The following is a 17,764-nucleotide window of genomic DNA, read 5'->3' as shown; positions in this document are numbered from 1 at the left end:
TGCTGTACCAGCCCTGGATGTAGCACGAGGCCAGATCGATCACGGTGGGCTGGAAGAGCCGGCCATCCCAGGGTGTGGACGTAGGTAAAGTCGCCGCACAAGCGGGTGCCCACTGCGGCCGCCTGGCCGGGATCGATGGCGAAGCCCCGGCCGATCAGGTCCGGGCGGTGTCCGGCGCCGGGTCAGCGGTGGTTGTCGTCTTCCATTGCCTGGGGGTCCGTCCGTACGGGCCGGCGGCTCGCATCGGCCGCGCGACCCGCCTACTCGAGGACCGCTCGCTCGCCTTGGCCTTTGGAGTTCGTGGTGCACGCGCACACGCGGCGACCCGCAGGTGTGTCGGTAATCGTCGTGAGTCGCGGCGATCTTGCCGGTCAGCTCGGCGTCGCGCTGCGCACGCAGCGAGGGCCCACTGGCCGGTCGGCGTAGCTGGCAGCCGCCTGGCCGGTGACGCACTCGACCAGTGCCTCCGACAAAGTCCAGCAGGAACTCCACGGCCTCCGCGGTGGCAGGCACGACCCGCTCCACAACGCCGACGCACCCCGCATACAGGCTGACGAAAACGTCGAAGTCGAAGCCACCTGGGGCATCTACCAACGCATGATCACCGCCTACCGTGAACCCGAGCGCAGCCGCAGCCGCGGCCGCGAACTGATGAAGACGCTGATCGCCTTGGCTGGCCACGCCGTCCCGGGTAGCACTGGTCGAGGTCATCGCCCTCGGACGAACCCTCACCAAACGCGCAACCGTCATCCTCACCAACTACATCGCCAGATCCCGACTCGAAACCGGCGGCTTCAGACCCCAACTACACCCTCATCTGTGAAGAGCCCGATATCTGCGGTGAGCGGCGAAATGTCGCCAACATACGACGACAACCACGCCGGCAATCATCACCGCCATTGTCGGTGTGCTGGACCTCGATGGACCAACAACCATATCAAGCGACGGCCTGCGGCTAAATGATGTGGGCATGTTCGCCTCAGGACCGCCGCTCTGTCGATTTGCGGTCTTATTCGAAAGGCGTCGCTGTGGGCTCCCTGCTCATTATCGATGCGCAAGAAGGAATGACACTTTGGCAGCGACGGGCTCAGTGTGGATGAAGTGTCACCGGCAGCTCGGCGAACCCCCAGAAAAGATTTGAGGCGAGCCTCTTCGGTGGCCGGGTAACCTCGATGCTCCGAACAGCGGCGATCAACTCCTCGAACAATATGCGGAGCTCCAGGCGACCGAGCAATGACCCTATGCAGGTATGCACGCCGGCTCCGAATGCTAGGTGTCGGTTGGGAGTACGGGATACGTCAAAGCTTTCGGGATTCGCGAAGACTGACTCATCCCGATTGGCTGAGGGAGGCCAAACGACTACCATATCTCCGGCTGCGATTGACTTTCCATGAAGCTCGGTGTCTGTCGTAGCGACGCGTAAAATGTGCAGCGCTGGGCTCGTCCATCGAAGGATCTCCTCGACTGCTCTGGGCAACGCTGCCGGCGACTTCTGAAGGAGTTGCCACTGTTCGGGGCACTGGTGTAGTGCGAGAACTCCTCCAGTCGATGCGTGCCGCGTGGTCTCGTTGCCACCGGAGAGTAGCCCATCGCAGTTCAAGATAATTTCGGCGTCGGTGAGGGCCGTACCATCTATTCGAGCGTTGACGAGCGCTGTCACGAGATCGTCGCCGCCGTGACGCCGCTTATGGGCAGCGAGGTCGGTGTAGTAGAGCATGATCTCCGAGTGGGCTGCAGCCCGTTCCCGCTCAGATGAGCCGGAGTTCCCGAACGCGGTCGCGGTCAGTTCCCCGAGATGCCCCCAGTCTGCTTGCGGAACTCCGAGAATGTCGCATATGACGGTCGGCGGGAATGGCCCAGCAATGTCCCGTACGAAATCGCAGTCCTCTATTTCGAGTGCCCGGAATATGAGGTCGCGGGCGGAACGTCTGATGTTGACCTCTAGCCTGTTGAGGGTGCTGCGCTTGAATGCCGATCCGAGGACGTCACGCAACTGCGTATGCCTTGGCGGATCGGTGACGATCAGCATACGGCCAGACGCAGACTCAACAGCTCGTGGATGCGCGTCGATGCGCATTCCCTTTTCCGAGGTGTAGGTCTGATGATTCTGCAGGACTGCCAGACTGTCGGCATATGTCATGACCGACCAGAACCCCTGACTTCCAGGCCTTTCGTTCCAATGCACCGGATCACTGTTGCGAAGCATACGCCAAACATCTGACGGCTCCCCATGCTGGTAAAGGTAGGTGTCTGCTAGGTCGATCGCGTGCATATTGGCGGTCATCACGTCGCTCCTAGTGTGTAAAGTTGGAGATAGCCCTTGCCTATTGAAGTATTCCTCAGCCTGTCGCGCGGCGCAGCTTGCCATGGGTTGGGGTTGGCGGCGACGAGGTCGGCGTGCCTGCTGCCGCCAACCACGCAGTCGCGATCGAGAACTACGATCTGATCGGCGTTCTGGATTGTCGACAGACGTGCGCAGCAGCTTCGTCGGGGATAAACGATCCTTGGATCCTGAAGAAGGACACGAGCCAAAACCTGACGTTGCTTTTCGCCGCCAGGCAAGCGATATCCGTGCTCTCCGACGGCGGTCTCATAGCCGTCCGGGAGCGTGGGAATCAAGTCATGAATCTGTGCTGCTCTATTTGCTTTGACGATTTCGGCTTCGGTTGCGTCAGGCTTCGCACAGAGCCAATTTCCCTTGATTGATTCATGGAAGAAATGTGTGCCTAGGGCGACGAGGAGGATCGTCTCGGCAAGGGCTGCGTGCGAATTGTTGTGTACGTCGATGCCGTCGATTCTAACTGACCTCAACGTCGCCTCATAGGGTCTTGGCACTAGGAACGAGATCGTCGTCATTCCTGACCCCGACGACCAGCCAGCCAAGCGTGAACATGACGGCGAGGATGAAGCCGAGTTTGCGTAACGCTTGTGAGCTGCTTGTTTGGAAAAGCCGAGGATCTGGCTGACCTTCGTCCGCGACTGCTGGTGGCTGCGCGCGAGACCTCACGAAGAACGCCTCCATTTGCCTCGCGGTGCACCAGCTCGATGAGTTGCTGCGGCGTAGGCACGCATCCATGCGGGAACGATAGGTTGACGGCCTCGCCCTGTCAAAGCCCCTTCCGCGAGTGATCGGCCAGATCGACATGGGTTCGCGGAACGACAGTAGCTAGAGCCGGGCACGACGCATCGGCGGTGCGGCGGGGCAGCAGCCGCGCTTGTCAACTCGGATTCAGCCTCCCTGTTCTCCAGCTAGCACGGCTAAGTCCTACGCGTCGACACCTCGTCCGATGAGCCAGCGTCGTGGACTCCGTGGAGTGGCGTCTCGGCCGGGCTTGCAGATCGTGAGGTCTGCAGAGCTTCATCGGATGGGCGGGGCACCATGTAGATGCGAACTCCGGAATGACTCCCACCGCAGGTCGAACTGCTCGGCAGGCTCGCTGGTCATGGGAAGCCACAACCGTCTGTGTCGCGCCCGAGTTCGGATGATGAGCGAGTGGTGTGCTTTATGAGTCTGGGGGCAGAAGATCTACCCGGAGAAACGCGATGTACTGCTGGCTCCGGCTGTATGGAGATCGTGAGGTTCACGTCTGCTTGTGGGCAATCCAGCGCACTGTCTGTGATTGAAGCGGTGCCGCAGATCGGCGAGACTCGCGGACCAATTCGCTGCCGGCCAATCGAAGAGTCCCGTCGGCAATCCTCTCGCCTCTCGCGCAGGACCCCTCTCATGTGGAACGTCAGCGGGCCACGTTCCTGCGCGAACCGGACCGCCCCGCAGTCAGCCAATCCAGCCAGCAGCGCCGTGGCAGGCAGTGCCCGGGAACAGAGCGGCCGTCGGCCTCGGCCGGCCGGTCACTGATCATGATCAGCCGAGTGGTAGACCTGGGCGGGCGCTCGTCACGACGCCGGTGCGGTAGGTGTGGCCCATGCACTACGCGCGAACGAGCTCAGGGCGCAATTCGCCACGCCCTTGAAGGCAAAGGCCCTGTAGATCGATTGGTAGGTTGTCTCAGTGTCAGGGCGATGCTGCACTCGCGCGGTGGTTGGATCCTGAGCACTCGGTGTTTGGCTCTTGGGGTGGTTGCCGCCTTCGGGTGGCGTCCGCGAGTCTGCTCTCCGACATCGAGACCCTCACCCGACGGGTGCAACGCACTGAAGACCGAGATCGCCGCGCATCCGGGCCGTGGGTGGTCCCCACTGCCCGGATGCGCGTTACGACGCGACTCGCGGCTGACCGTGATGGCGACCGCCCCAACTCGGCAGCGATCGCCCGCACCGACACCTTCGCCTTACGCCGATCGGCTGTCACTATCCGCTCGTCCTCGGCCAAGAACCGTCGGGGCCATGAAGCGGTTTCGGTTCACAGCACCTTGCGTGCCGACGGCTGAGACCTCTTCACGCGACACCTGGGACGTCGGTTTGCGCTAGTCACGACCTGTGCGCTGAGACACACCCATCAGCCGCGAGATTTCTATGCTGCGCCGCTGCCATACCTCTGGCCCACGAGCCGCGAGTATTCAGCTCGCTCACGAGTCACCTGCCTGCGACCCTGAGCTACCCACGATCCTGGGAATCTCTAGCATCATCTCACTCGTCGAACAGAGGCGTTGCGACGCTCCCTAGAGCCGAAGCGTGCGGCGAGGAGGGCTTTCTCGTGTCGTGCTTACTTGTGCGTCCAGACGTAGCCCATGAAGCCGTCCATGTGCCAGCCGGCCTTCACGTACGCGGCCGCCTGCGCGGTGCGCAGGACGCGCCAGCCGATGCCGTTCTTCGAGACCCGGTAGACCTTGGTCCGGTCCGCGGCGGCAGCCAGCGGGATCCGCCCGACGACGCCCTCGTACACCCACTGACCCGACGACGCGAGCTTGTTCCGCTCGGCGGTCGAGATCGACAGCAGGTACGACGACCCCGACTTCATCCGCAGCCGGTACACCGGGACGGTACCGCGCACCGCGGTGTTCGCGACGTACCCGGGGACCTGTCCGGTGAACTTGAACCCGAGCTTCTGCGCGCGCAGGTACTCGGCCTGGTTCGCGGTGTAGAAGTACCCCTTCGCACCGGCGGTGCGCATCTCGATCAGCTGCGTCCGGTACGACGTCGCCGTGGCCGCCGACTGCGCCGTGGTGGACGCACCGGCGCTGTTCGCGACCGCCACGCCGCCCGCGACCAGCGCGGCCGTGGTCACGACGGCACCCGCGCCGAGTGCCCGGGTACGACGGGTTCCCGGAATCTTCCACTTCATCGTTGTCAAACCTTTCGATCCTGGTCGAATTAGATGCTTCAGGCAACTAGGGCGTGTCGCCTAATCCCACGCCTACTGCGGGGCACTCGGCACGGCACCTCGCCGCACGGGCGCAAAGGGAACGATGCTCCGCATCGACCCCTTCGCCCCCGCGCGGCGAGCTACCGCACCGAGCACCTCCTCGCTACGACGTGGGATTAGGCGACACGCCCTATCCCATCCAGGACGGTAACCGCGGCCGGGGTCGTGGCGGCCGCGAACCTGAGAGGATTCTCGGCTCAGGCGCGGCCGTGGGCCTGCCGGCTGCGGCGGCTCAGCGAGTCGATCGTGACCGCGATCAACAGGACACCGGCGGTGACGACGTACCGGACGCTCGAGTCGAGGCTGAGCAGCGCGAGGCCGTTCGAGATCGACATGATCACCAGCGCGCCGAGCAGTGCGGAGTACGCCGAACCGCGGCCGCCGAACAGGCTGGTACCGCCGATCACGGCGGCGGCGATCGCGTTCAGGTTGGTGTCCGTACCGCCGCTGGCCTGCCCGACCGCGACCAGCCGGGCCGCGGCCAGGATCCCGCCGAGTGCCGCGAACGTGGAGCAGGCGGCGAACACCGACAGGTAGATCGCCCGTACGTCGATACCGGCCCGGCGCGCGGCCTCGACGTTGCCGCCGACGGCGAACACCGAGCGGCCCCAGCGTGTCCGTCGTACGGCGAAGTCGGCGATCACCACGAGCGCCAGGAACAGCAGGAACATCGAGGAGACGCCGCGGTCGCCGTTCAGGATCGCGACCGGGACCAGGAGCACGATCGCGAGACCGACGGCCTGGACGGCGACGAACGACGTCGGCGCCGCGGACAGCCCGGCCGCGAGACGAGCCTTCCGGCCCTGCAACCGGGTGAGCGTGTAGACCGCGACGACCACGGCGACCAGCGCGTAGGCGACGGCGGGGGAGAGGAAGCTGCGGGTCGCGAACCCGACCAGCGCCGAGTCGTACGGCAGGTTGATCGTGCCGTCCTTGCCCAGGACAAGCAGTTGCAGCCCGAGGAACCCGAGCAGTCCGGCGAGCGTGATGACGAAGCTCGGTACGCCGAACCGGGTGTAGAGCAGGCCGTAGAACAACCCGACCGCCACACCGATCGCGATGCCGATCAGCAGCGACACGACCAGCGGCCAGCCTTTGTTGACGAACGTGACGCCGACGACCGCCGCCGCGAAGCCGCTGACCGAACCGACCGACAGGTCGATCTCGCCGAGCAGCAGGACCAGCACGATGCCGAGCGCGATCACGCCGACCGAGGTGGTCTGCAGCGTCAGGTTGACGAGGTTCCGGCTGGACAGGAACGAGCTGTTCGCGATCTGGAAGACGGCCCAGATGATGATCAGCCCGATCACCACCGGAACCGATCCGAGGTCGCCGGACCGCAGCCGTGCGGTGAACGCACCGAACGCACCGCTGATCCCGTGGCTCGCGATCAGCCGTTCGTCCTGCAGATCGGCGGGCAGCTCAGCAGCCGCGTCCGGTTCGGGTGCGGCGGTGTCCTGAGGGCGGGTGCCCGATCCCTGGATGCTCATCTGGTGGGGCCCTCCTCCCGGTTCCGGCGCAGCGCGCGCTCGGAGACCGCGTTGTCCTCGGCGCCGGTGATCGCGGCGATGATGTCCTGCGTCCGGGTCTCGCTGACCACGAAGACGCCGTTGTTCCGGCCGAGCCGCAGTACCGCGACCCGGTCGGCGACCGCCATCACGTCGGCCATGTTGTGGCTGATCAGGATCACCGCGAGGCCGCGCTCGCGGAGCCGTTCGACCAGGTTCAGTACCTCGGCGGTTTGCGCGACACCGAGTGCGGCGGTCGGCTCGTCGAGCATCACGACCTTCGGCCGGCCGAGCAGGCTGCGGGCGATCGCGACGGTCTGCCGCTGGCCGCCGGACAGGCTGGCGACCGGGATCCGCACCGACGGGATCTTCGCGGACAGTTGCCGGAGCAGTTCCCAGGACTGGCGTTCCATCTCGACCTCGTCGAGGGCGCCGGCCGTCCGCAGTTCGCGGCCGAGGTACAGGTTCGCGACCACGTCGAGGTTGTCGCAGAGCGCGAGGTCCTGGAACACGGTGGCGATCCCGAGCTGCTGCGCCTCGGCCGGGCTGCCGACCCGGACCGGGCGGCCGTCGAAGACCATCGTGCCGTCGTCGGCGGTGTACACGCCGGCGATGGTCTTCACCAGCGTGGACTTGCCGGCGCCGTTGTCGCCGACCAGTGCGAGTACTTCGCCGGCCCGGACGTCGAGCTCGATGTTCTTCAGCGCCTGGACGGCACCGAAGCGCTTGGAGATCCCCTGCAGGGTCAGCACGGTACCGACGCCGGGGGGAGCCGGGGTGACAGTCACACGATCAGCCTCCTGGGCTTGGGGCTTGGGGCGGTCAGGCCATGATCCGGCGGCGGGCTGCCGCCGAACAGGCCTCGCCGGTTCCGGAACCCGCCCGGCGTTGCCCCGCACCTCACCGCGGGGCAACGCCGAGGGGGCGGGTCAGTTGGTGCTCAGCCCGGCGGCGGAGCAGGCGGCGGCGAACGACGGCGTACAGATGTCGCTGATCTTGTAGAGGTTGTCCTTGACCACGGTGTCCTTGATGTTTGCCTTGGTCACCGCGACCGGGTCGAGGATCGTTGCCGGGACACCGTTCTTGTCGGTGGTCGACTCGGGTTTGTTGCCTCCTGCCAGCGCCACGGCTCCCTTGGCGGCGGCCTCGGCCTCGGGCTTCACGGCCTTGTAGATCGTCATCGCCTGGTCGCCGGCGACGATCCGCTGGATCGCGGCCAGTTCCGAGTCCTGCCCGGTGACCGGCGGCAACGGCTTCACGCCGCCACCCTTGAGGGCTGCGATCGCGCCGCCCGCGGTGCCGTCGTTCGCGGCGTACACGCCGACCAGGCCGTTCTTGATCGCGCTCAGCTGGCCTTCCATCCAGGCCTGCGCCTTGTCCGGGCTCCAGTCCGGAGTGTCGAACTCGGCGGCGATCTTGAAGCCGCTCGAGTCGAGCACGCTGTGCGCGCCCTTCTTGAACTCGGCGGCGTTCGGGTCGGTCGGGGAACCGTTGATCATCGCGAGGTTGCCGGACGTCTTGCCGGCCGCCTTCAGCGTGTCGACCAGGGTCTGCGCCTGCAGCTTGCCGACTGCCTCGTTCTCGAACGACACGTAGTAGTCGGCCTTGTCGATGAACCGGTCGTACGCGACCACCGGGACGTTCTGTGCCTTCGCGGAGGCGGCGACCGCGGCGGCGGCCTTGCCGTCGACCGGGTCCAGAACCAGCACGTTCGCGCCCTGGGTGAGCGCGGCCTCGGCCTGCTGCTGTTGCTTGGACGCGTCCTGGTCGGCGTTGCTGTAGATCAGCTCGCACTTCGCGCAGGCCGCCTTCAGCGCCTCGGTGAACAGCGGGCGGTCGAGCGCCTCGTACCGGGTGGTCTTCGACTCGGGCAGCAGCAGCGCGATCTTCTTCGCGTCGCTCTTGCTGCCGGAGTCGTTGGAGCCGCAGGCCACCAGTGAAGTGGCCAGGGCCGACACGGCGATGCCGAGGCCGACGAGACGGATTGCGGAGTGGGACATGTGGCGGCTCCTTGACGGGACAGGCCGATTTGGCCTGCCCGCAGTCAAGCCGGGTCAGCTCTTGTCGTCAAGACTTGAATTCAAGAAATGGAGATATTGGTGTGACTGAGCATCGACGCCCGGTGGATCGCGCCGACGATGTCGGCCTCGTCGCCGAGCTCGGCGGGCCGCAGGTCGACGGTGGCCGCGGCGCTCGGGATCGCGCACCGGTCGAGCGCCTCACGGAGCGGGCCGAGGATCAGTTCGCCGGCCTCGGCGAGCAGGCCGCCGACCACGATCGCCTCCGGGTTCAGCAGGTTCACCACCCCGGCGACCGCGACCCCGACCCGGCGGCCGGCGTCCTCGATCACTCGTCGGCAGCCCGTGTCGCCGGCCGCGGCGCGGTGCACGATGTCCTTCAGCCGCAGCGGTCCGTGGGACGCGGCGAGGCTGCCGATCAGCGCCCGCGAGCCGACGAACGTGTCCAGGCAGCCGCGGTTCCCGCAGCGGCAGATCGGGCCGTTCTCGTCGATCGTGACGTGGCCGATCTCGCCCGCCGTACCGGACGAACCGCGGAAGACCTCGCCGTCGATCACCAGCCCGGCGCCGACGCCGTACGAGAACTTCAGGTAGCAGCCGTTCCGGACGCCGCGCAGCCCGCCGGCCCGGAGTTCGCCAAGTGCCGCCAGGTTGGCGGTGTTGTCGAGCGCGACCGGGGCCCGCAGGTACGCCGCCATCGCGTCGGTCACGTTCACGCCGCGCCAGCCGGGAAGTACGGCGTCCGACCCCGCCTCGCCGCTGATCACGTCCACCGGCATCGGCAGCCCGAACCCGATCGCGGAGATGTCCTCGACGCCGGAGCTGACCGTCTCGGCCAGGTCCGCGAGCAGCCGGGCGGCCCGCTCCATGCCCTCGTCGGCGACGTGGTCGGCCTGCAGCGGCATCAGTTGCTGGGCAAGGATCTCGCGGGAGCCGTTCGCGACCGCGACCCGGACGTCGCGCTCGCCGAACGCGACCCCGGCCAGCAGGCCGCCGCCGGACGCGAGTGAGACCAGGACGGCGCGGCGGCCGTTGCGGATGCTGCGGGAGAGGCCGACCATGCCGGCCTGGTCGAGCTCCTTCACCATGTTCGACACGGTGGCCGCGGACAGGCCGGAGGCGGCCGCGATCTCGACCTGGGTGAGCGGGCCGTGCTGCCGGACGACACCGAGAACGCGTGCCCGGTTGGCTTCGCGCAGCGAAGCCTGCGAGCCCGGGGCTGGGCGAGTTGCGTTCATTACATAAAGATAACGGATCGCGGGGCGTGCGCGGTCGCCCACTGGTCGTGAACCATGAACATCAGTCGCAACCTCGCCGTCACTACCCCACTTGATCGTTCCATCGGCGACAGTAGACCACCGCGTGGACCGGGTGGTGGAGGTGAGCGCTCACACGGTCAGGGGCGATCCTCTGGAGGGCCGTCGGCCACCCGCGGGGTGGCCGTCTGCTGGGAAAGAAAGGTCGCTCAGGGCGACATTTCTTTCCCAGTTGCCGACGTTGGACTCGGCGGCGGGTTAGGCGGTTAGGGCGAGGGTCAGCAAGGTGATCGGGAGGGCCAGTTCGACGGTCGCGCCGAGGACGTCGCCGGTGGTCCCGCCGAGCTTCTTGGTCGCCTGGCGGCTGGTGAGAACGCTGGTGACGACGGCGAGGAGTAGGGCGACTGCGGCGCCGGTCAGCTGCCAGGCGCTGCTGGTGAGGGGTGAGATGCTGGACGGGTGGAGCGAGGCGGGGGCGGTGCTTGCTGCGGGCCGGGTCCAGGTGAGGGTGACGGCTGCTGCGAGGGCGAGGGCTGTGGCGAGGGCGGCGGTGGTGGGGCGGACGGTGGCGGCGACCACGGTGCCGAGGCCGTCGGGGCGGGCGGCCGGGATCGACGTACGGCAGGACCAAGGGAGGGTGAGGCGGCTCGCGACGGTGGCGATCAGGATCGCCTGCCAGCCGAAGCCTGCCTGGATGCACGCGGTCAGCGCTGCGACGTCGAGCAACAGCACCCCGACGATCGCCACCACCCCGAAGGGCCCGATGTCGCTCTGCTTCATGATCCGCAACATCGTCTCGCGATCCCGCCGCGCCCCGAGCGCGTCGGCGAAGTCGGCCAGCCCGTCCAAATGCAACCCACCGGACAACCCGGCCACCACCAGCACCCCCAGCACCGCCGCCAGCAACCCCGCCTCCGGCCGCACGAACTGCACCAGCGCAACCACTCCGGCAGCAATCCCACCCACCACCACACCCACAACAGGCGCGAACACCATCGCCCACCCACCAGTCACCCGATCCACCCGCCGCGGAACCCCAGCGGGAAGAACCGTGAGCGTGCCGAACGCCAACCGCACCCCATCAACCACCGCGCCCCGCGCGGGAGCGTCCTCGGTCCGCGGCGCGCTGCGCGCGGGAGGATCGTCCGTGCCGCCGGCCTCCGGCGCGCTGCGCGCGGGAGCATCCTCCGCGTTCCGGGCCGCTGACGTGCTTCGCGTGGGAGGGTCGTCTGTGCCTCCGGTCCCCGGCGCGCTTCGCGCGGGAGGGTCGTCCGTGCCTCCGGTCCCCGGCGCGCTTCGCGTGGGAGCGTCCTCCGAGCTCCCGGCCGCTGACGTGCTTCGGGTGGGAGGGTCGTCCGTGCCTCCGGTCCCCGGTGTGCTTCGCGTGGGAGCGTCCTCCGCGTCGCCGGTCGCCGGCGCGGGGGGCGGCTCGTGGGGGTTCTTCTGTGGGGGGTTCGTCATGTGAGGGGGAGGGTGCGGCCGGCGATGGTCCAGAGGACCTGGTCGGAGGACAGGGAGATGGTGGTGTTGAGGCAGCCCATCAGGTCACGGAAGAGGCGGGTGCCGGGGTCGGCGGGGACGATGCCGGAGCCGACGTCGTTGCTGACGGCAACTACGCGGCGGGGAGTGGCCGACCAGGCGCGGGCCAGGCGGGTGATCTGCTGTTCGACGACGTCCGCCCGGCCGAGGCTCTCCCACACCTCGAGGGCGTCCATCGTCCGCGAGAGCCACAGCGTGAGGCAGTCGATCAGCAACGGCGGACCGGGGGTCTCGAGCAGCGGGACAAGATCGATCGTCTCCGCCAACCCCCACGACGCGGGCCGCCGCGACCGGTGCTTCGCCACCCGTCCGGCCCACTCGGCGCTGCCGGCGTCGTCGCCGCCGGTGGCGACGTACACGACGTCGGGTACGTCGGCCAGCAGCCGCTCGGCTGCGATCGACTTGCCGGACCGCGCCCCGCCGAGCAGCAGCGTGCGCTCAGCCATGCGTCCTCCCGGGCTCGAAGACCACCGGCGTCTCGAACGCCGCCTTGCGGGCCGTCCGCCGGAACGCGTTCAGGATCGGCCGGCCGAGGGTGAGCACCAGCACCGCGCAGAGGATCCCGCGCGGGATGTCCCAGCCGAGCGAGGTCGCCACCACGAACAGGAAGTACCGGTGCAGGTTCTCCGCCAGCGAGTCGCCCGGTATGAACGAGAAGTCGCTGCCGAACGTCGCGTACGGCCAGAACCACAGGTTCATGATGACCCCGTAGAGCACCCCGGACACCAGCGAGTACCCCGCGAGCAGCAGCAGTTCGAGCCGCCCGCCGACCCGCGGCAGCAGCCCGGCCAGGCACCCGACCCACGCGCACGCGAACATCTGGAACGGCATCCAGGGCCCGACCCCGCCGCTGATCAGCGCCCCGCCGAGCAACGACACCGCCCCGAGCACGAACCCGAACCCGGCGCCGAACGCCCGCCCGGCGAGCACCAGCAGGAAGAACCCCGGCTCGAGCCCCGCCGTACCGGGGCCGAGTGCCCGCAGCGCCGCGCCGACGGCCGCGAGCATGCCGACCAGCGAGATCACCTTCGCATCGATGCCGGACTCGGACAGCTCCGCGAGTACGACGGCCACCAGCAGCGGCAGCAGCAACACGAACAGCCACGGCGCGTCCGTGGTGTGCCCGATCGCCGACGCGCCGGACTGCTCGGTCCGGAAGAACAACGGCCAGGCAAACGCCAGTACGCCGACGAGCGAGGCGACCAGCAATGCGACGGTGCTCCGCGGCTTCAGCCGAATCAGGTTCATGAAGCACGATCCAAGGCGTCGGCGACTTCTCCGACCGTCAGGAACGGCAGCGGTGCAAGGATCTTCGCGACCTGCGGAGCGAACGCGGGCGACCCGGCGATCACCTCGGCGGTCGGCCCGTCGCTGACCAGCTCGCCCTCGGCCAGCACCATCACCCGGGTCGCGACCTCGGCCACCATCTCCACGTCGTGCGTCGACAGCACCACAGCATGCCCAGCCGCGGCCAGCTCGCGCAGGATCGCCACCAGCCGCCTCTTGGCGCCGTAGTCGAGCCCACGCGTCGGCTCGTCCAGCAACAGCAGGGGAGGAGCCCCACACAGTACGACGGCCAACGCCAGACACAGCCGCTGGCCCTCGGACAGGTCGCGCGGGTGCACGTCCAACGCCACATCGGGTGCCAGCCGCTCCAGCAACGCCCGACAGCTCCCAGCAGCCACCTTGAAGTCCGAATCGGCGCTGGCGCACTCCTCGGCGACGGTAGCGGCGTACAGCAGGTCAGCGGGCTCCTGCGGGACCAGTCCGACCGCTTTGACCAGCTGCTTCGGCTTGGTACGGCGCGGGTCGGTCCCAGCCGCGCTAGCCGTACCAGAGCGGGCAGGGACGATGCCGACGAATGCGTTGAGCAACGTGGACTTACCGGCGCCGTTGCGGCCCATCAACGCGACGACCTCACCGGCGTTGATGCTGATGGAGACGCCACGCAGCGCGGTAACGGTGCCGTAGCTCACCACCAGGTCCTTGCAGTGCGCAAGCTCCGCCCCCAACGGTCCTGCACTCCGCGCGGGAGGAGCAACGAGGCGGGACCGCAGAGTTGCAGCAGCGCGCCGAGCGTCCCGGACGGACAGGGGCAGCGGCGACCAACCAGCCAGCCGTCCCAGCTCCACCACGGGCGGTGCGACCGGCGCTGCCACCATGCGCTCCGCCGGCAGCCCGGTGGACACAGCAGCAGCCCCACCCGGTACTTCGATCACCCGGTCGGCGTACTGGATCACCCGCTCCAGCCGGTGCTCGGCCATCACAACAGTGACGCCCAGGTCGTGGACGAGCCGCTGGAGCGCAGCCAGCACCTCCTCGGCCGCCTGCGGGTCGAGCGCCGACGTGGGCTCGTCCAGCACGAGTACGGCGGGGTGCGCCGTGAGGGCCGCGCCGATCGCGGTCCGTTGCCGCTGACCGCCCGACAGCGACGTGAGCGCCCGGTCCCGTACGTCGGCCAGCCCGAGCAGGTCGAGCGTCTCCTCGACCCGGCGGCGCATCACGTCCGGCGCCACGCCGAGCGACTCCATGCTGTACGCCAGCTCGTCCTCGACCGTGTCGGTGACGAACCCGGCCATCGGGTCCTGCCCGACCATCCCGACCACGTCGGCCAGGTCCCGCGGCCGGCAGGTCCGGGTGTCCCGCCCTGCCACCAGCACCCGCCCGGCGAGCGTGCCGCCGGTGAAGTGCGGCACCAGCCCGTTGATTGCCCGCAGCAACGTCGACTTGCCGGACCCGGTCCGCCCGATCACCAACGCCAACTCGCCCTCGGGCACGATGAAGCTCACGTCCCGGAGCGCCGGCTCCCGCGCACCGTCGTACGTCACGGTGACCCGGTCGAAGTCGATCATGCGGCGCCCTTCTTCAACGGTGGCGCAACGAGTGCGGGCACCAGTCCGATCAGTACGCCGACAACCGGCAGCACAGGTACCGGCGGGACGACCAGCGGCCCCGCCAGCAGGAGTCCGTCCACGCCGCGGACTGCCGCGGTCACCATCGCCCCGGCAGCCACCGCGCCGGCGGCCACGACCAGCCACTCGGGCAACGCCCAGGGATCCGGCCGGTACCGCGTCCGGCTGACCCGCCGCCGCCCGACAGCCATGGCCGCGACAGCCAGCAGCACGCCAACCACCAGCGCGCCTGCTGCGAAAGGAAACGCCATGGAGTCGGTCAGCAACGCGTAGACACCGAGCAGGATCCCCAGCAGACCCAACATCACGCACAACGCTGTGAGGCGACGCTGACGACGAGAGGCATGCGCCGTACGGCCGTACCCGCGGGAGTCCATGGCAGCCGCCAGCTCAACAGAACGGTCCAAAGCGCCCTCCAGCACGGGCATGGCCGTCGTACGGAAGGAAGCGCGCGTACGGCCGCGTAGCCGGCGGGCACCGCGGATCCGGCGGCCGTCCGTCACCAGTTGCGGCGCGAAGGTCAGCGCCACGACGCAGGCGACGCCCATCTCGTACAGGGCTCCTGGCAGCGACTTCAGCAACCGCCGTGGGCTGGCCAGTGCGTTGGCCGCGCCCACGCAGCACAGCATGACGGCCAGCTGCCCGCCGTCGTACAGCGCGCTCAGCAATGCCTCCGCGGTCACCTCACCGCCGAGCTTCACGCCGGCCGCCCAGTCAGGCAAGGGGATCTGCGGCAGCGTGAACAGCACGGTGTTGCCCTGCGAACGCGTCGACAGCAATGCCTGCAGGACCACACGGATCCCGATGACCAGCAGTCCCAGCTTGAGGAACCCCGTGAAGCTGTGAGCCCAGGGAGCATCGCTACGACGCGCAGCCACCACAAAACCGGTGACCGCGAGGATAAGAACCAGCAGGACCGGGTTGCGCGTCCTGCTGGCGGCTACAGCCATGCAGAGCGCCCACAACCACCAGGCCCCCGGGTGCAGAGCCCGGGGGAGTGTGAGGTGGTGGACGGCGCGCATCTACGGTGTGCTTACTTGGCTGCGGTACGGCGGCGGTTGACGAGCAGCCCGCCGCCGGCCAGCAGCACGACCACGACCAGCGCGATGACGATGCCCGTCCACGGCGTACTGCTGTTGTCGGAGGTGGACGACGCCGGCGCGGCGGCGCTCGAGCCCACGGCGGACTTGATCTCCAGCGTCACCGGGGTGTCCGTGGCCGGGACCTTGATGTTCTTGACCTGGTCGCCGCAGCCCGTCGCCGGATACCCGCTGATACCGCAGGTCAGGCCCTTCTCGATCCGGTCCGGGCCGGCCGCGGCCAGGATCTGTGCGCCGGTCGAGGTGGTCGCGGTGACCACGCAGGTCCCGGTGGCCGGGCCGGGTGTCTCACCGGACAGGGCGTCCTCGGGCGTGCCCGGGTCGACGACCAGCGCTACGCGCTTCTTGCCGGTCTCGACCGGGGTCTTGCCGCAGACGGCGGCGAAGTCGCCCGCGGCCCGCGGGACCCGCGGCTTGGCGCCGCCGACGGCGAACCGCCAGCCCTCGACCGCACCGTCGGCCGGGACGAAGGCGTCCGCGCCCTTCTGTGAGAAGGCCCACTGGCCGTTGGTCCACTGGTAGTAGCCCCAGAAGCGGTAGCCGTCCTCGGCGCGCGCCGAGGTGGCAACGGTCCCGGCCAGCAGGAGACCCGCCAGCAGGCTCAGGACCAGTCGGAGGGTCCGGCGATGTGCAGTCATGATGTGTTCCTCGGTCGGGCCGCAGCCCGGTGGAGGAGGTCCCGCCTGCACCGGCAGGGTAGGGGCTCCACCCGCGGACCACGGCGGGTAGTCGAGCCTGACTGCCTGCGTCACAGTGTTCCGGCTTGCCACCGCTCGCGGTGGCCTACGGTTGCGGGTCAGCGCCGGACTCGGACCGGCTTCCCTGTGACGCAGGCTTTGGTTCGTGCGAATCCTACTCTGCGGCTATTCGGCGGACGACAGGCTCATCGGCCCGTACACCTCACGGCCGTCCTCCAGCAGGTACACCTGGCCGACGCCGCGGTCGGCCAGGTCCCGCCAGGTCTCGCCCAGCCAGCTCTCGGCGTCGCCCTGGGCCGAGAACTCCGCGCCGCCGACCTCACCCGGGTCGACCAGCGCGCCGGACGCGGTCTCGAACCGCCAGCTCCAGCTCACGCGCCCGGCCGCTTCTGCGGGGAGTTCTGCGCGGTCTTCGCCGGGTCGGTCTCGACGATGCCGCCGAGTACCTCGTCGATCCGCTTCAGCAGGCCGTCGTCCAGCGTCACGCCGGAGGCCTTGACGTTCTCGGTGACCTGCTCGGGCCGGGAGGCGCCGATGATCGCCGAGGCGACGTTCGGGTTCTGCAGCACCCAGGCGATCGCCAGCTGGGACAGCGACAGGTCCACCTCGGCGGCCAGCGGCTTCAGCTCCTGGACCCGGGTCAGGACGTCGTCGGTGAGGAACCGCTTGATGAAGTTCGACCCGTTCGCGTCGGTGGCCCGGGAGCCCTCCGGCGGCTGCTGACCGGGCAGGTACTTGCCGGTGAGTACGCCCTGCGCGATCGGTGAGAACACCACCTGGCTGATGCCGAGCTCCTCGGCGGCCGGCACGACCTCGCCCTCGATGACCCGCCACAGCATGCTGTACTGCGGCTGGTTCGAGACGAACGGGATCCGCAGCTCGCGGGCCAGCCGGTGGCCCTCGCGGAGCTGGTCCGCGGTCCACTCCGAGACGCCGATGTACAGCGCCTTGCCCTGCCGGACGACGTCGGCGAACGCCTCCATCGTCTCCTCGAGCGGCGTCTCGGTGTCGTACCGGTGCGCCTGGTACAGGTCGACGTAGTCGGTGCCGAGCCGCCGGAGCGAGCCGTTGATCGACTCGTGGATGTGCTTGCGGGACAGGCCGGTGTCGTTCGGGCCCATCGGCCCGGTCGGCCAGTACACCTTGGTGAAGATCTCCAGCGACTCGCGGCGCTCGCCGGCCAGCGCCTCGCCGAGCACCGACTCGGCCTTGGTGTTGGCGTAGGTGTCGGCGGTGTCGAACGTCGTGATGCCGGCCTCCAGGGCGGCCCGGACGCAGGCCTTGGCCTGCTCGTTCTCCACCTGTGAGCCGTGCGTCAGCCAGTTGCCGTACGAGATCTCGCTGACCTTGAGACCACTGTTGCCCAGATAGCGGAAGTCCATACCCCCGACCCTACTTGCCCGGGCTCAGCTC

Annotated in this window: 15 protein-coding genes and 1 pseudogene; 1 reads left to right on the top strand and 15 read right to left on the bottom strand. The window is 68.4% G+C overall.

Translation table 11 applies throughout. The features are described 5' to 3' along the window. Positions 1-434: 434 nt before the first annotated feature. A pseudogene (locus ACXJJ3_RS07435) lies at positions 435-823 on the top strand (ISL3 family transposase); the annotation flags it as partial. A gap of 264 nt (positions 824-1,087) precedes the next feature. Here the strand turns inward: ACXJJ3_RS07435 and ACXJJ3_RS07430 are convergent. The 15 genes from ACXJJ3_RS07430 to ACXJJ3_RS07360 all read right to left on the bottom strand — a co-directional run bounded on the left by ACXJJ3_RS07430 (position 1,088) and on the right by ACXJJ3_RS07360 (position 17,733). Continuing rightward, positions 1,088-2,284, bottom strand: coding sequence for a cytochrome P450 (locus tag ACXJJ3_RS07430; RefSeq protein ID WP_458169224.1), 1,197 nt, complete (start codon positions 2,282-2,284; stop codon positions 1,088-1,090). Continuing rightward, positions 2,284-2,883: an ATP-binding cassette domain-containing protein gene (locus tag ACXJJ3_RS07425; RefSeq protein ID WP_458169223.1), complete on the bottom strand. Its 600-nt coding sequence runs from the start codon at positions 2,881-2,883 to the stop codon at positions 2,284-2,286. Before ACXJJ3_RS07425 ends, ACXJJ3_RS07430 begins: the two co-directional genes overlap by 1 nt. Positions 2,884-4,660: 1,777 nt before the next feature. Further along, positions 4,661-5,239 carry a hypothetical protein gene (locus tag ACXJJ3_RS07420; RefSeq protein ID WP_458169222.1) on the bottom strand — a complete coding sequence of 193 codons (579 nt, stop codon included), beginning with the start codon at positions 5,237-5,239 and terminating at the stop codon, positions 4,661-4,663. A gap of 278 nt (positions 5,240-5,517) precedes the next feature. Next, positions 5,518-6,810 carry a sugar ABC transporter permease gene (locus ACXJJ3_RS07415; protein WP_458169221.1) on the bottom strand — a complete coding sequence of 431 codons (1,293 nt, stop codon included), beginning with the start codon at positions 6,808-6,810 and terminating at the stop codon, positions 5,518-5,520. Then, positions 6,807-7,616 (bottom strand): ATP-binding cassette domain-containing protein, encoded by an 810-nt coding sequence (locus ACXJJ3_RS07410; RefSeq protein WP_458169220.1) that lies wholly within the window; start codon positions 7,614-7,616, stop codon positions 6,807-6,809. Before ACXJJ3_RS07410 ends, ACXJJ3_RS07415 begins: the two co-directional genes overlap by 4 nt. Positions 7,617-7,757: 141 nt before the next feature. Further along, entirely contained in the window at positions 7,758-8,828 is a 1,071-nt protein-coding gene (locus tag ACXJJ3_RS07405) for an ABC transporter substrate-binding protein (RefSeq protein ID WP_458169219.1), read from the bottom strand. An 80-nt stretch (positions 8,829-8,908) separates the two neighbouring features. Continuing rightward, positions 8,909-10,084 carry an ROK family transcriptional regulator gene (locus ACXJJ3_RS07400; protein WP_458169218.1) on the bottom strand — a complete coding sequence of 392 codons (1,176 nt, stop codon included), beginning with the start codon at positions 10,082-10,084 and terminating at the stop codon, positions 8,909-8,911. 276 nt (positions 10,085-10,360) lie between these two features. Continuing rightward, positions 10,361-11,116, bottom strand: a complete 756-nt coding sequence (locus ACXJJ3_RS07395; RefSeq protein ID WP_458169217.1) for an adenosylcobinamide-GDP ribazoletransferase — start codon at positions 11,114-11,116, stop codon at positions 10,361-10,363. A gap of 443 nt (positions 11,117-11,559) precedes the next feature. Further along, a complete protein-coding gene (locus ACXJJ3_RS07390; protein ID WP_458169216.1) occupies positions 11,560-12,087 on the bottom strand; it encodes a bifunctional adenosylcobinamide kinase/adenosylcobinamide-phosphate guanylyltransferase in 528 nt (175 codons plus the stop codon). Beyond that, positions 12,080-12,889: an ECF transporter S component gene (locus ACXJJ3_RS07385; RefSeq protein WP_458169215.1), complete on the bottom strand. Its 810-nt coding sequence runs from the start codon at positions 12,887-12,889 to the stop codon at positions 12,080-12,082. Before ACXJJ3_RS07385 ends, ACXJJ3_RS07390 begins: the two co-directional genes overlap by 8 nt. Next, a complete protein-coding gene (locus ACXJJ3_RS07380) occupies positions 12,886-14,493 on the bottom strand; it encodes an ABC transporter ATP-binding protein (RefSeq protein ID WP_458169214.1) in 1,608 nt (535 codons plus the stop codon). The genes ACXJJ3_RS07385 and ACXJJ3_RS07380 overlap by 4 nt, the downstream gene beginning before the upstream one ends. Then, a complete protein-coding gene (locus ACXJJ3_RS07375) occupies positions 14,490-15,575 on the bottom strand; it encodes an energy-coupling factor transporter transmembrane component T (RefSeq protein ID WP_458169213.1) in 1,086 nt (361 codons plus the stop codon). The genes ACXJJ3_RS07380 and ACXJJ3_RS07375 overlap by 4 nt, the downstream gene beginning before the upstream one ends. Before the next feature lie 11 nt (positions 15,576-15,586). Next, positions 15,587-16,291: an SCO2322 family protein gene (locus tag ACXJJ3_RS07370; protein WP_458169212.1), complete on the bottom strand. Its 705-nt coding sequence runs from the start codon at positions 16,289-16,291 to the stop codon at positions 15,587-15,589. A gap of 225 nt (positions 16,292-16,516) precedes the next feature. Then, on the bottom strand, positions 16,517-16,726 hold the full coding sequence (locus ACXJJ3_RS07365; protein ID WP_458169211.1) for a hypothetical protein: 210 nt from the start codon (positions 16,724-16,726) through the stop codon (positions 16,517-16,519). Next, positions 16,723-17,733 (bottom strand): aldo/keto reductase family protein, encoded by a 1,011-nt coding sequence (locus tag ACXJJ3_RS07360; protein ID WP_458169210.1) that lies wholly within the window; start codon positions 17,731-17,733, stop codon positions 16,723-16,725. Before ACXJJ3_RS07360 ends, ACXJJ3_RS07365 begins: the two co-directional genes overlap by 4 nt. Positions 17,734-17,764: the final 31 nt, after the last annotated feature.

This window comes from Kribbella sp. WER1, from assembly GCF_054189145.1.
This window is presented reverse-complemented; position numbering and strand designations above follow the sequence as displayed.

Excerpts from the sequence above, each read along its gene's own strand:
- ACXJJ3_RS07430 (WP_458169224.1), bottom strand. The coding sequence starts at position 2,284 with ATGACCGCCAATATGCACGCGATCGACCTAGCAGACACCTACCTTTAC.
- ACXJJ3_RS07420 (WP_458169222.1), bottom strand. The coding sequence starts at position 5,239 with ATGAAGTGGAAGATTCCGGGAACCCGTCGTACCCGGGCACTCGGCGCG.
- ACXJJ3_RS07415 (WP_458169221.1), bottom strand. The coding sequence starts at position 6,810 with ATGAGCATCCAGGGATCGGGCACCCGCCCTCAGGACACCGCCGCACCC.
- ACXJJ3_RS07405 (WP_458169219.1), bottom strand. The coding sequence starts at position 8,828 with ATGTCCCACTCCGCAATCCGTCTCGTCGGCCTCGGCATCGCCGTGTCG.
- ACXJJ3_RS07400 (WP_458169218.1), bottom strand. The coding sequence starts at position 10,084 with ATGAACGCAACTCGCCCAGCCCCGGGCTCGCAGGCTTCGCTGCGCGAA.
- ACXJJ3_RS07390 (WP_458169216.1), bottom strand. The coding sequence starts at position 12,087 with ATGGCTGAGCGCACGCTGCTGCTCGGCGGGGCGCGGTCCGGCAAGTCG.
- ACXJJ3_RS07385 (WP_458169215.1), bottom strand. The coding sequence starts at position 12,889 with ATGAACCTGATTCGGCTGAAGCCGCGGAGCACCGTCGCATTGCTGGTC.
- ACXJJ3_RS07380 (WP_458169214.1), bottom strand. The coding sequence starts at position 14,493 with ATGATCGACTTCGACCGGGTCACCGTGACGTACGACGGTGCGCGGGAG.
- ACXJJ3_RS07375 (WP_458169213.1), bottom strand. The coding sequence starts at position 15,575 with ATGCGCGCCGTCCACCACCTCACACTCCCCCGGGCTCTGCACCCGGGG.
- ACXJJ3_RS07370 (WP_458169212.1), bottom strand. The coding sequence starts at position 16,291 with ATGACTGCACATCGCCGGACCCTCCGACTGGTCCTGAGCCTGCTGGCG.
- ACXJJ3_RS07360 (WP_458169210.1), bottom strand. The coding sequence starts at position 17,733 with ATGGACTTCCGCTATCTGGGCAACAGTGGTCTCAAGGTCAGCGAGATC.